The sequence below is a fragment of the Mycolicibacter nonchromogenicus genome (assembly GCF_002101775.1).
GTDB lineage: Bacteria > Actinomycetota > Actinomycetes > Mycobacteriales > Mycobacteriaceae > Mycobacterium > Mycobacterium nonchromogenicum.
In genome coordinates this window covers 14,997-28,331 of sequence record NZ_LQPI01000063.1, presented here as the reverse complement: position 1 = coordinate 28,331, position 13,335 = coordinate 14,997, and the positions used below count along the sequence as shown (strand labels likewise).

Sequence of the window (13,335 nt, the reverse complement as noted above, 5' to 3'; positions counted from 1 at the left end):
TCACAGCAGCTCTTTGGCGAGCAGCTCGCAGGTGCGTTCGCGGCCGGGAGCGGCGGCCGGGTCGGTGCCACGATGCGCCGAGGCGACCGGGTTGATCATCACCTCGTCGACACCGAACTGCTCCGCCAATGCCGTCAGCTGCTCAGCGGCCTCAGCCGGTGTGCCGACGACCGCGCGCCGCAACCCGCTGTCGATGATGCGTTGTTCGGAGTCGGAGACCACTGCCGTCTGGGCGTCCTCGACCAGATCCACCGCGCCCAGCGGTCGCCCGGTCCGCAGCCGGGCCATCATCTGCAGGTTGGGCAGCATCAATGCCGTTGCCTCGTCGCGGGTTTCGGCGACCGACGCGTTGACGGTCAGAAACGTGGTCGGCTCAGCACACGCATCGCTCGGGGTGAAGTTCGCCCGGTAGTAGGCCAGCGCCTCCTCGGTGCCCTGGCCGGAGAAGTGGTGGGCGAACACGTAGGGCAGGCCCTTGGCGGCGGCCAGCCGGGCCGAGTACATGCTCGATCCCAGCAGCCACAGCCGCGGCTCACTGGTTGCGGCCGGGGTGGCTTTGAGCAGGTAGTCGCCGTCACGCAGCTGAACCTGCACCCCGCGGCTGCTCATCATCGCCCGTACGTGGTCGAGATAGTCGGGGAAGTTCGCGATGTCCTCCTCGCCACGTCCGGAACGCAGCATCACCGAGGTCACCGGGTCGGATCCGGGCGCCCGCCCGATGCCCAGGTCGATGCGGCCGGGCGCGGCGGCCTCCAGCAGCGCGAACTGTTCGGCGACGGCCAGCGGGGCGTGGTTGGGCAGCATCACCCCGCCCGACCCGAGCCGCACCCGTGACGTCTGCGCGGCGAGGTAGGCGAGCAGAACCGGCGGGCTGGTGGCCCCCACCGAGGGCATGTTGTGGTGCTCGGCCACCCAATACCGGGTGAAGCCGAGGCGGTCGGCAGTCTGGGCCAGTCGCACCGTCGCCGCCAACGCGTCGGCGGTGGTCTGGTCGGTGCGGACCGGGACGAGGTCGAGAACGGAAAGACGCACGTTAGTGTGCAACGCGCACAGGCGGCCGAACCTTCCCGGGCGCCCGGCCGGCCGGCGCGCCCGGCCGGCCCAGAGCGCCCAGCCGGAATCTGACGACGTGATGCGGGCGTGTCGCGTCGTCAGATTCCGGCTCGCGGCCGGCACACGCCCCGCGCCGACACACGGCCCGACGCGGTGTCAGATCCGCGCGAGCCCCACCGCCTGCGCGAAGATGTCGTCCAGCATGGCCGGGGTCAGCCGGCCGGTGAACATGTTCTGCTGGCTGGGGTGATAGCAGCCCAGCAGCCGTAGCGTCGGTCCGAGTTCGGCGACCGCGCCGTGGCCGAACTTCGGTTTGGGTTTGGGCACCAGGTCGGCGGCAATCCGCAACGCGATCTGCCAGGCAAAGCCGCCCAGCGCAATCATCACCCGTACGTGGGGAGCGATCAGCTGCCATTCGGTGTCGATCCAGGGTGCGCAGGTGTTGCGCTCGATCGTGGTCGGCGCGTTGTCCGGTGGCGCACAGCGCACCGGCGCGATGATCCGAACATCGTTGGCATGCAACCCATCCGCGGCGTCGACGCTGGTGGGCTGGTTGACCAGGCCCGCTCGGTGCAGCGCGGCGTACAACTGGTCGCCCGAGCGGTCGCCGGTGAACATCCGCCCGGTGCGGTTGGCGCCGTTGGCAGCCGGCGCCAACCCGACGATCACGATCTTCGGTGTCGGCGATCCCCACCCCGGCACCGGCCGCCCCCAATAGGGCTGGTCGGCGAAGGACTTCCGCTTGGTGAGCGCCACCTGTTCGCGCCAGGCCACCAGTCGTGGGCAGGCCCGGCAGACGCTGATCAGCGCGTCGAGTTCGTCTATCGCCGCGACTTGGTCGGCCAGTTGCAGCACCTGTGCGGCGTCGGCGGCCCGCGGCGTGTCCGGGGTCGCCGGATCGCCGGGCCAGCCTGCCCCGGGCGGCACCGGGGAGTCGAACAGCTCACCGGTGCGGGGATGTCTGAGCATGATCTCACTCTGCATGCCCGCAGCGGCCGGCGAGCAAAGGGCCTTGCTTTCTGAGAAATTCTCAGACATAGTTGACCGACTTTGGGCCGGAGAGGGGCTGACAGTGGGTCTACGCCGACTTTCCGAAAGATTTCTGCCCGCAACGCTGTGCGCCACAACGCTCCTGCTCGCCGCACCGGTGGCACCCGCCCAGGCCGACAGCGCGCAGGATGCGCTGCCGGCGTTGATCATGGGCGGCACCTTCATGCCGACCCCCAATCAACGCTGGCAGGACGCGATCGTCACCGACTACATCGACCCCGCCACCGGCGGCGTCTATCAACCGGTGATGGTCCCCTATCCCGCATCGGGTGCCAGCACCTCGATTCCCACCGGTCTGGCGAACCTTCAGGCTGCGATGGCTCAACAGCCCCTGGGCCAGCCCTACCTGGTGTCGGGGTATTCGCAGAGCGCCCAGATCGCGGTCCTGGAAAAGATCAACCTGATGCAGTCCGACCGGGTTCCCCCGGACGTCACTTTTTTCCTGCTCGGCTCGGGCAACCGCCCCAACGGTGGCTTTCTGGAGCGCTTCGAGGGACTGGTGATCCCGGGCATGCCCGGTTTTGACTTCAACGGAGCCGAGCCGACCAACGGCGGTATCGACACCTTCGATGTCAGCGCGCAGTACGACGCGAATTCGGACTTTCCGCAGTTTCCGATCAACCTGGTGGCCGATCTCAACGCGCTGCTGGGATTCATCTACACCCACGGGGGCTACGGCGGTGGGCCGTTGCCCGACCCGGTTGGCCTGGTGTGGCCGCCGTCGGAGCCGATGTCCGGCCCGTATGTCGACGAGTACGTGCTGGGCGCCACGGACATCGTCAGGCAGGTCACCGGCGACACCACCTTCTATTTCATCCCGACCGCCCAGCTGCCGCTGCTGAGCCCGCTGCGGACCCTGGGAATCCCCGAGTCGTGGCTCGACGTCGTGCAACCGGCCCTGCGGGTGATGGTTGAAGCCGGATATGACAGGACCGTGCCGTTCGGCGAGCCGACGCCTGCTCAGCTGATCCCGACGCTGGACCCGGTGACCTTCGCGCTCCAGTTCGCGCAGTCAAGCGTGCAGGGGGCCGACAATGCCCTGAATCTCTTCGGCTTGGACCTGCCCGGATACGCCGAGCTGATGGGCCTCTTCGATGACGCCCGCGCCTGGTCGGCCGAGGAGATCGGCGTTCCCTACGCGCAGGCGGCCTCCTGGCTCAATGACTACCTCAACCCCTTCACCGCGTTCACCGCGATCGCCGGCCCGATCGGCGAAGCCGTCCAACTGCTGTTCGCCGTGACCGGCGTCCAGGAGTACCTGCTCGATCCGGTGCTGGGGCTGATCGGCACGCTGGGCGGTCTGGTCACCAGCTGACCTCCTTGAGCGGCTTCCACACCACACGCCGCAGCTAGGATCACCTGGTGAACGCCGACGCGCTGACCGAGCTGACAGCCCAGCTTCCCGACGGGATGGTGGTCACCGACCCGACGATCACCGCGGGCTACCGGCAGGACAAGGCGCTGGACCCGTCGGCGGGTCAACCCCTGGCGGTGGTGCGCCCGCTGCGCACCGAAGAAGTGCAGACGGTAATGCGATGGGCCACCGCGCACCGGGTGCCGGTGGTGACTCGCGGCGCGGGCAGCGGCCTGTCCGGCGGTGCCACCGCGATCGACGGCGGCATCGTGCTGTGTACCGAGAAGATGCGCGACATCACCGTCGACCCCGTCACCCGCACCGCGGTGTGTCAGCCGGGCCTGCTCAACGCCGAGGTGAAGAAGGCCGTCGCCGCCTACGGCCTCTGGTATCCGCCGGACCCGTCCTCGTTCGAGATCTGCAGCATCGGTGGCAACATCGCCACCAACGCCGGCGGCCTGTGCTGCGTCAAGTACGGCGTCACCACTGATTACGTGCTGGGCCTGCAGGTGGTGTTGGCGGACGGCACCGCGGTGCGTCTGGGCGGCCCCCGGCTCAAGGATGTCGCCGGCCTCTCGCTGACCAAGTTGTTCGTCGGCAGCGAGGGCACACTCGGGGTGGTCACCGAGGTGACCCTGCGACTGCTGCCTGCTCAACCGAAATCGGCTGTGGTGGTAGCCACTTTCGACTCGGTGACCGCGGCGGCCGAGGCGGTGCTCGACGTATCCGGGCAGCTGCGCCCGTCGATGTTGGAGTTCATGGACGCCGCCGCGATCAACGCCGTCGAAGACCAGCTGCGCATGGGCCTGGATCGCGAGGCCGCGGCCATGCTGGTGGCGGCCTCCGACGAGCGCGGCCACGCGGGCGCCGAGGATGTGGAGCTGATGGCCCGGGTGTTCGCCGAGCACCACGCCAAGGAGGTGTTCTCCACCGACGACCCGGTCGAGGCCGAAGGCTTCGTCGCGGCCCGGCGGTTCTGTATCCCCGCTGTCGAGGCCAAGGGTCTGCTGCTCCTGGAGGACGTCGGGGTGCCGGTGCCGCGGCTGGCAGAGCTGATCACCGGTATCGAGAAGATCGCCGCCGAGCGCCAGGTGCTGATCTCGGTGATCGCGCACGCCGGCGACGGCAATACGCACCCGCTGATCGTGCACGACCCGACTGACGCCGACCAGGTGCGGCGCGCCGAGCTCGCCTACGGCGAGATCATGGATCTGGCCCTGGAGCTGGGCGGCACCATCACCGGTGAGCACGGCGTGGGGCGATTGAAGCGGCCCTGGTTGGGCGCCCAGCTGGGGCCCGACGTGATGGCACTGAATCAGCGGGTCAAAGCCGCGCTCGACCCCTTGAACATCCTCAACCCGGGTTCGGGAATCTAGCCACCCCTTCTTCCTCGAGCCGGAATCTGCCGACGCTCCCCTGGCGTGTCGCGTCGTGGACTTCCGGCTCGGCGGTGTGCAGACCGAACGACCATTGACACTGGCGTAGTGACTGTCGTATCAATGAGACATGACGACCACGATGTCTCATCCGAAGTTCGAGCTCGGCAACGCCGACACCTGGCCCAACCCCTGGCCGATGTACACCGCGCTGCGCGACCACGACCCGGTCCACCACGTGGTCCCTGAGCACGCACCTAACCAGGACTACTACGTTCTGTCCCGGCACGCCGACATCTGGGCAGCCGCCGCCGACCACGAGACCTTCTCCTCCGCGCGCGGGCTGACCGTCAACTACAACGAGCTGGAGATGATCGGCCTGGCCGACAACCCGCCGATGGTGATGCAGGATCCGCCGGTGCACACCGAGTTCCGCAAGCTGGTGGCCCGTGGCTTCATGCCGCGGCAGGTGGAGTTGCTGGAGCCGAAGGTGCGCGCATTCGTGGTCGAGCGCCTGGAGCAACTGCAGGCCAACGGCGGCGGCGATATCGTCGCCGAGCTGTTCAAACCGCTGCCGTCGATGGTGGTCGCGCACTACCTCGGCGTGCCCGAGGAGGACCGCAATCAGTTCGATCGCTGGACCGACGCGGTGGTCGCGGCCACCGTCAGCGAAGACGGCGTCGCCTCAGCCGGGGACGCGGTCGGGGAAATGATGGCCTACTTCGGTGGGCTCATCGAGCGCCGCCGCACCGAGCCCGAAGACGACACGGTGTCGCATCTGGTGGCCGCCGGACTCGGCGCCGACGGCGACATCAAGGGACTGCTGTCGGTGTTGGCCTTCACCTTCACCATGGTCACCGGCGGCAACGACACGACCACTGGGATGCTCGGCGGCTCAGTGCAACTGCTGCAGCAGTACCCGGATCAGCGTCAGCTGCTGGTCGACAACCCGGAGCTGGTTCGCGACGCGGTCGAGGAGTTGCTGCGACTGACCTCGCCCGTGCAGGGGCTGGCCCGCACCACCACCCGCGACGTCACCGTCGGCGACACCACCATCCCGGCGGACCGCAAGGTGTTGCTGCTCTACGGCTCGGGCAACCGCGACGAACGGCAGTTCGGGCCGGACGCCGGGGAACTCGACGTTCGGCGCAAGCCCCACCAGATCCTCACGTTCAGCTACGGCGCGCACCACTGCATCGGCAACCAGGCGGCCCGAATGCAGGCGCGGGTGGCGCTGGAGGAACTGCTGGCCCGCTGCCCGAACTTCACGATCGACGAAGCCGGGATCGTGTGGTCCGGCGGCAGTTATGTGCGGCGTCCGCTGTCGGTTCCCTTCACCGTCGGGCCGTGATGGCCGGTCGGTCCTGGCTGTCCGATCAGCGCGGTGAGCTGGCCGCCGAGAAGATTCTCGATGCGGCCGAAAGGCTTTTCGCCGAACAGGATCCCGCCTCAGTGGGCATGAATGAGATTGCCCGCGCCGCAGGTTGCTCCCGCGCCACGCTGTATCGGTACTTCGAGAGCCGCGACGCGCTGCACACCGCCTACGTGCACCGGTGGGCCAATGCGCTCTATCACGAGTTGACCCGGAGGCTGGCCGGCATCGACGACCCGGCGGAGCGGCTGATCGCCGGGATCACCGAATCGCTGGCGCTGGTCCGCGGCAATCCGGCGCTGGCGTCGTGGTTCGCCGAGACCGGACCACCGATCGGCGCCGCGATGGCGGCGCAGTCCGATGTCATCACCGTGATGGTCGCGTCGTTCCTGTCCGACTTGGACGCCGAAGACGACGACGCGGTTGCGCAGCGGGCCCGCTGGGTGGTGCGGGTGGTGACGTCGATGTTGAGCTTCCCGGGGCGCGACGCCGACGAGGAGCGGGAGATGTTGGCGCAGTTCGTGGTTCCGGTCGTGGTGTCGCCGGGACGGCTCAACTCCGCACCCGGGTGAGCCGGTGCAGCAGCCAGGACACCGGCACGGTGACCAGCATGGTGACCACGAACAGCGCCGGCATCGAGCCGGTGTAGACCGGGGTGCGCAGCACCTCCACCATCACCACCTCCATCAGCACGAGGTGAACCAGGAAGATCTCGTAGGAGATCTCCCCCAGCCACACCATCGGCCGACTGGCCAGCAGCCGTGCGTACCAGCCGCGGTTGCCCAGCGCCAGCGGCGCCACCACCAACGCCGCGATCGCCGCGTAGAACCCGGCCTTCACCAGCGCCTCGGACAGCTTCGCCGGTGACGTGGTGGGCTCCCCGGCGATCGGCGTGGAGGCAATGAGATAACAGATGAGCGCCAACGGAATCGCCACAAAACCGTAGCAACGCACACCCATCGCCTGCAGCACCGTGAGCATCATGCCGGCGACGAACCAGGCCAGATAACCCGGAAGCCACAACCGCGCGCCGTCGGGCAGGAAGTCGGTGGTGTGCACCAGCGTCAACCACGCGGGTGTGATCGCCGCCGCCGCGGCAAGCCCGGCCAGCAACAGTCCGGGCCGCCACTGCCGGCGGCACAGCCAGACCAATGTCGCATAGGCCAGCAGGGGCAGCACCGCGTAGAAGGCGACTTCGACTGCGAGGCTCCACATCTGGGTAAGTCCCTGGTGCAGATAGCCGAACATGTAGTTGTCGGTGTAGATCTGAGTCAGGGTCAGATTCCGCAGCAACCCGATCGGATTGTGGCCGGGGTTGGGACCGGCGGTGCGGTAGTGGTAGATCACGTAGGCCAGCAGCACGGTCACGACGTAGGCGGGCATGATGCGCCGCACCCTGTTCCGGGCGTAGCGGCGCACCGACGGATCCGGACGCCCGAAAGCGGCGGCCCGCACCCACGGCTGGAACAAGAGATAACCGGAGAGCACGAAGAAGATCGGAACCCCGATCTCCATCCGGGAACCCAGCAGCCCCGCGTAGCCGTGGGTGTACTTGCCGGTGGTGTAGGCCGCGTGCGTTCCGACCACCAGGATCGCCGCCACCGCACGCACACCGGTCAGCGATGCGACCCGATCGACGCCGGCGACCTGCTCGAGCCCGCCCTGGGCGTCGTCGTCGCGCGGCAGGGTCATTCGGTCCGTTTCCGGTACCCGCCCTCGCCACGGCGATCGGACTTACCGGACGGCCGTTCACGACGCAGGTTGATCAGCTGGCCCTGAATCCGGGTCTGCTCCAAGGCCTTAACGGTGCTGCCGGACAGCTTGGCGGGCAGTTCGACCAGCGAATGGTCCACCTTGATGCTGATGTTGCCGAAGTCGCTGCGGTGCAGGCCGCCTTCGTTGGCCAGTGCCCCCACGATCGCACCCGGGTTGACCTTGTGGCGCTTGCCGACCGAGATCCGGTAGGTGGCGAACCCGTCCTTGGGCGGGCCTTTGCGGTCGCGTTTGCGGTCGTCCCGGCCGCCGTCGCGATCCGGCTTGGCGCGCTCGCGGCGCTTGTCCGGCGGCGGTTCCACCATCAGGAACGCCTCGCCGTCACGCGACTGCAGCGCCAGTGCGGCGGCGATGTCGGCCATCGGCACGTTGTGCTCGCGGCTGTAGTCCTCGACCAGGCGGCGGAACAGTTCGATGCCCGTCGCGCCGAGGTGGTGGGTGATCGCGTCGGCGAACTTGGCGACCCGCTGGGCGTTGACGTCGTCAACACTGGGCAGTTCGGCCTCGATCAGCTTCTGCCGGGTCACCTTCTCGATCAGCCGGAGCAGGTGGCGTTCCCGCGGGTTGACGAACAGCAGTGCCGTTCCCGAGCGGCCGGCTCGCCCGGTGCGCCCGATCCGGTGCACATAGGCCTCGGGGTCGTTGGGAATGTCGTAGTTGACGACGTGGGAGATGCGCTCCACATCCAGTCCGCGGGCCGCGACATCGGTGGCGACCAGGATGTCGATGTTGCCGTTCTTCAGCGCGGTGATGGTGCGCTCGCGCTGCGCCTGCGCGATGTCACCGTTGATCGCCGCCGCGGAAAACCCTCGGGCACGCAGCTTTTCGGCGACCTCTTCGGTGGCCTGTTTGGTGCGGACGAAGACGATCATCGCTTCGAAGGGCTCGACTTCGAGCACCCGGGTCAGGGCGTCCATCTTGCGCGGCCCGGCGACCTCGATGTAGCGCTGGACGATGTTCTCCGCGGTGGTGGTTTTCGCCTTGACGGTGACTTCGACCGGGTCGTGCAGGTAGCGACTGGTGATGCGGCGAATGGCCGAGGGCATGGTCGCCGAGAACAGGGCGACCTGCTTGTACTCGGGGGTGTCGGCCAGGATGCGCTCGACGTCCTCGGCGAACCCCATCTGCAGCATCTCGTCGGCCTCGTCGAGCACCAGGTAGTCCAGGTGCGACAGGTCCAGGCTGCCGCGTTCCAGGTGGTCGATGACCCGGCCCGGCGTGCCGACCACGACCTGCGCACCGCGCTTGAGACCCGAAAGCTGCACGGTGTAGGACGCGCCGCCGTAGATCGGCAGCACGTTGATCCGTGGCAGATGTGCGCCGTAGCGTCCGAACGCCTCGGCGACCTGCAGCGCCAACTCGCGGGTGGGCGCGAGCACCAGCGCCTGGGTGGCCTTGCTGGTGGTGTCGATGCGCGACAGGATCGGAATGGCGAACGCGGCGGTCTTGCCGGTGCCGGTCTGGGCCAGCCCGACGACGTCGGAGCCCTCCAGCAGGGCCGGGATGGTGGCGGCCTGAATAGCCGAGGGCGTCTCGTAGCCGACGTCGGCGACGGCCTTCAGGACCGAGGGGTGGATCTGCAGGTCAGCGAAAGTCGGGGTCGATGGGTCCGACGGGGACCCATCGGCGTCCGGGGAGGGCTCAGCGGCGGCATCTAGCGAGGTCATAGCGCTTAGCAGTCTACGGCTAAGAAGACCCACCCACCGCCACGTCGATCGGCGACCGGCAATGGCGGTTGCGCGCCTCCCCCGACGGCCGAGCGGGCACGGTACGGTGCCCGGTGTGCTGAGTGCCGCCAAATCGTCAGTCGTGATCGCCGCGCTGGCCGCAACTCTGCTCGCCGGTTGCGGCTCCGGCGACTCCACCGTCGCCAAGACCCCGGAGAACACCAGTCCGGCCGCCGCGCCGCCTGCGCCGCCCCCCAGCACCTCCGAGAAGTCGAGCAGTCCGGCGCCCGCCGACCCGTGCGCGATCAACCTGGCCGCGCCGGCGATCGCCAAGGCCGTCTCCGAGTTGCCCAACGACCCGCGCAGCAAGCAGCCCTGGAGCCCGGAACCGCTGGCCGGCAACTACAACACCTGTAGCGACATCTCGGCGGTGATCGTGAAGGCCAACACCAACGCCGACAACCCGAGTACGCGTGCGGTGCTGTTTCACCGCGGCGAATTCCTCTCCCAAGCCGTCCCGGACACCTACGGATTCAGCGGGATCGACCTGGCCCAGTCGACCGGCGACACGGTGGCCCTGCGAAACGCCAGCGGCATACCGGGGTTGGCCGGAGTTGTGAAGTTCCACTGGAACGGCACCGGGGTGGAGGTCGTCGGCAACACCACCCGGTAACCGGGTCTAGAACCAACTGTCGCGGCGCGCGTGCCGCCCGTAGGCATCGGCGTCGTCGGGATCCTCGCGGTAGTGCCGATTTCGGCGGGACCCGGTGTGGCCGGTGATCCCGAATTTGGCCAGCACATCGGGTACCGCGGCCCCGTTGGCGATCAGCCGCAGATGGCGCCCACCGCCGACATCGACGCCGTTGTGCCGGGGTGGGATCGGTTCGGGTTCGGCGACCACCACCGGCGCAATCGCGATGGCGAGCGGTTCGGTGACGGGATCCTGCGGACGACGGACCTCCGCGGCCCTCGTCGTGGCCACGGGGATGGGTTCCGTCGGCTCGTCGACTTCAGCTCCGATGTGGGGGGCCCGGAAGTGTCGCGGCAGGCTGCCCCGGTCGGGCTCGCCGGCGAGGTCTTCAAGGCCATCGATGTCGTCGAAATCACTGAAATCGTCGAAGTCGAGAGCCGGGCCCTGGCCGATTCGCGCGGGCATCCGGCGGGCCGGGTCGATGACATAGCCGACCATGAACAGCGCGGCGACCACACCGAACAGCGCCACGAAGGCCGGCAGCAGCGTTGCCTCCGACATCGCCGCCGCGAACGGCTCGTGCAGGAACTCCGGCAACTGCAGCACCGCAGACGCGTTCTCGGGAGTCGGATCGCCCGGGACGTCGGCGGCAATCCTCGACGTCATGAAGGCCGCCATGCCCGCGCTGCCCAGAACCGCCCCGACCTGGCGCGTTGCGTTGTAAACCCCGGAACCGGCGCCGGCCAGATGCGGCGGAAGGTTGCGGGTGGCAGTGGCCGCCAGCGGCGACCAGATGAAGGCCATTCCGATCCCGACCACCGCGAACGGCAGCACCAGCCGCCAGATAGGGGTCACCGGTGTCATCTCGATGGACATCCAGGTGAGCCCGATCGCCAGTACCGAGAAGCCGAATCCGACCACCGCTCGGGGATGGGCGCGGTCGATGATCCTTCCCACAATCGGGGCCAGCACCCCGCTGGTTATTGCCATCGGGGCGGTCAGCAGTGCGGAGCGGGTGGGTGACATCCCGCACACCACCTGGGCGTAGAACATCACCGGCAACATCAGCCCGGTGACCGCGAAGCCGACGACGGCCACCCCGATGTTGGCCAGCCCGAAGTCGACGTCGCGGAAGATGCGCAGGGGCACCAACGGCTCACCGTCGGTGACGGCCTGCCAGTAGACGAAGACCGCCATGAAGCAGACGGCGCCGAATATCTGCGCCCAGATCCACGGCGACCACCCCTGCGATTCGCCTTCCTGCAGGGCAAAGACCAGCAGGAACATCCCGACCCCCGACAGCGCCACGCCGAAGATGTCGAAGCGGTGCCGGTGGACCGGCAGGTCGGGGATCAACACGATGGCCAGCACCAGACCGATGACGCCGATGGGGACGTTGATGAAGAAGATCCATTCCCAGCCCAGACGGTCCACCAGCACACCGCCGGCCAGCGGCCCGATCAGCGTCGCAACCCCGGCAGTGGCGCCCCACACGCTCATGGCCGCACCGCGCCGGTGGGGCGGGAACGAGCGGGTGATCACCGACAGGGTCTGGGGAGTCAACAGCGCGGCCCCGACGCCCTGGACCGCCCGGGCGGTGATCAACATCTCGACGTCCCCGGCCAGGCCGCACCACAGCGACGCCGCCGTGAACACCGCCAGCCCGATCAGGTACAGGTTCTTGGGACCGAACTGGTCGCCGAGACGACCGGCGACCAGCAGCGGTACTGCGTAACCCAGCAGATAGGCGCTGGTAACCCAGATCACCGTGTGGTAGCCGATGCCGAGCGCCGACATGATGCTCGGATTGGCGACGGCCACGATCGTGGAATCGACCAGGATCACGAAGAAGCCGAGCATCATCGCCCACAGCGCGTGCCACGGATTGACCGGATCAGCTGAGCGCGGCGGAGCGGAACGTGTGATGTCGGCGCGTTCCGGGCCGTCGCTCATGCTGCTCAAGCGCCGCCCCTCTCATCGCTGCGCTGTGGTGTTCGGGGCGTCAGCCCACCTCCCTGCGACGCTACGGACAGATGGTGCCGCGAACAACTCGGATCGCCGCGATGCGATTCGCTGCGGGGAGCGATCAAGAAACGGGTAAACAACCACCATCGCGTTAGCCTGAACACGACCGACTCGAAACGGGAGGCAACATGGGCATCTTTCGACGGCGAAGGCCGGCGCAGGCTCCGGCGCCGACCCTCGAGGAGACGCCCAGCAGGGCGGCCCGGGTGTTGGCGCGCGTGATCGAGCGCAGTGAGCGGGTGCAGGGTCCGGCGGTGCGCGCCTACGTGGAGCGCCTTCGGCGCAACGATCCCGATGCGAGCCCGGCCCAGGTCATCGCAAAGCTGGAGAAGCGGTTCCTGGCAGCGGCAACCGCCAGCGGTGCCGCGGTGGGCGCCACCGCGGCGGTGCCGGCGATCGGCACCCTGATGGCGCTGTCGGCGGTCGCCGGGGAGACCGCGGTCTTCCTGGAGGCCACCGCGTTCTTCGTGCTGTCGGTTGCGGAGGTCCACGGCATCCCCGTGGACAACCGGGATCGGCGCCGCGCGCTGGTGCTGGCGGTGCTGGTGGGTGATCAGGGCAAGGGCGCGCTGGCCGACCTGATCGGGCCCGGCCGCACCAGCGGCGCGTGGCTGGCCGAAGGTACCGCCGGCGTCGCCGCGATGCCGCTGCCCGCGGTCAAGGAATTGAACTCCCGGCTACTGCGGTACTTCGTCAAACGCTTCACGCTGCGCCGTGGGGCGCTGGCCTTCGGCAAGCTGTTGCCGGTCGGCCTGGGAGCTGTGATCGGCGCCATCGGAAACCGGCTGATGGGCAAGAAGATCGTCAGCAACGCCCGCAAGGCGTTCGGCGCCCCCGCCCGCCGCTGGCCGGTGAACCTGCATCTTGTGCCGGCTCTGCCCGACGACGACGCCCAACCTGCATGATCGTCGTAGGGATTGGGGCCGGCGAACACTAGGCCGCGGGCCTGCCGGAATATCCGGGAGGGGCTAGCC

The 13,335-nt window shown here is 68.4% G+C and carries 11 protein-coding genes; 6 read left to right on the top strand and 5 right to left on the bottom strand.

From position 1 onward, the window contains the following. The gene (locus AWC18_RS17055) at window positions 1-1,032 is read right to left on the bottom strand and encodes an LLM class flavin-dependent oxidoreductase (protein WP_085139497.1); all 1,032 of its coding nucleotides are present in this window, start codon (window positions 1,030-1,032) and stop codon (window positions 1-3) included. A gap of 177 nt (window positions 1,033-1,209) precedes the next feature. After that, window positions 1,210-2,037: a uracil-DNA glycosylase gene (locus AWC18_RS17050; protein WP_085139496.1), complete on the bottom strand. Its 828-nt coding sequence runs from the start codon at window positions 2,035-2,037 to the stop codon at window positions 1,210-1,212. Window positions 2,038-2,125: 88 nt separating this feature from the next. Between AWC18_RS17050 and AWC18_RS17045 the strand changes: the two genes are divergently transcribed. From AWC18_RS17045 to AWC18_RS17030, 4 genes are all read left to right on the top strand, one after another. Then, on the top strand, window positions 2,126-3,418 hold the full coding sequence (locus tag AWC18_RS17045) for a PE-PPE domain-containing protein (protein WP_165758020.1): 1,293 nt from the start codon (window positions 2,126-2,128) through the stop codon (window positions 3,416-3,418). Between the two features lie 47 nt (window positions 3,419-3,465). Further along, complete coding sequence (locus tag AWC18_RS17040) at window positions 3,466-4,833, top strand: FAD-binding oxidoreductase (protein WP_064998761.1); 1,368 nt, start codon at window positions 3,466-3,468, stop codon at window positions 4,831-4,833. A 130-nt stretch (window positions 4,834-4,963) separates the two neighbouring features. Beyond that, entirely contained in the window at window positions 4,964-6,184 is a 1,221-nt protein-coding gene (locus AWC18_RS17035; protein ID WP_165607245.1) for a cytochrome P450, read from the top strand. Then, window positions 6,184-6,777 (top strand): TetR/AcrR family transcriptional regulator, encoded by a 594-nt coding sequence (locus AWC18_RS17030; protein ID WP_064998762.1) that lies wholly within the window; start codon window positions 6,184-6,186, stop codon window positions 6,775-6,777. The genes AWC18_RS17035 and AWC18_RS17030 overlap by 1 nt, the downstream gene beginning before the upstream one ends. Here AWC18_RS17030 and AWC18_RS17025 read toward each other — a convergent pair. Further along, the gene (locus AWC18_RS17025) at window positions 6,758-7,897 is read right to left on the bottom strand and encodes an acyltransferase family protein (protein ID WP_064998763.1); all 1,140 of its coding nucleotides are present in this window, start codon (window positions 7,895-7,897) and stop codon (window positions 6,758-6,760) included. The genes AWC18_RS17030 and AWC18_RS17025 overlap by 20 nt on opposite strands. Then, window positions 7,894-9,645 carry a DEAD/DEAH box helicase gene (locus AWC18_RS17020; RefSeq protein ID WP_085139494.1) on the bottom strand — a complete coding sequence of 584 codons (1,752 nt, stop codon included), beginning with the start codon at window positions 9,643-9,645 and terminating at the stop codon, window positions 7,894-7,896. Before AWC18_RS17020 ends, AWC18_RS17025 begins: the two co-directional genes overlap by 4 nt. 106 nt (window positions 9,646-9,751) lie before the next feature. Here AWC18_RS17020 and AWC18_RS17015 point away from each other — a divergent pair, with 106 nt between their 5' ends. Further along, window positions 9,752-10,318, top strand: a complete 567-nt coding sequence (locus AWC18_RS17015; RefSeq protein WP_420093356.1) for an LppP/LprE family lipoprotein — start codon at window positions 9,752-9,754, stop codon at window positions 10,316-10,318. Between the two features lie 6 nt (window positions 10,319-10,324). Here the strand turns inward: AWC18_RS17015 and AWC18_RS17010 are convergent, their stop codons facing one another. Further along, window positions 10,325-12,289: an MFS transporter gene (locus tag AWC18_RS17010; protein ID WP_208858388.1), complete on the bottom strand. Its 1,965-nt coding sequence runs from the start codon at window positions 12,287-12,289 to the stop codon at window positions 10,325-10,327. A gap of 200 nt (window positions 12,290-12,489) precedes the next feature. Here AWC18_RS17010 and AWC18_RS17005 point away from each other — a divergent pair, with 200 nt between their 5' ends. After that, complete coding sequence (locus tag AWC18_RS17005) at window positions 12,490-13,266, top strand: hypothetical protein (RefSeq protein WP_085139492.1); 777 nt, start codon at window positions 12,490-12,492, stop codon at window positions 13,264-13,266. Window positions 13,267-13,335: the final 69 nt, after the last annotated feature.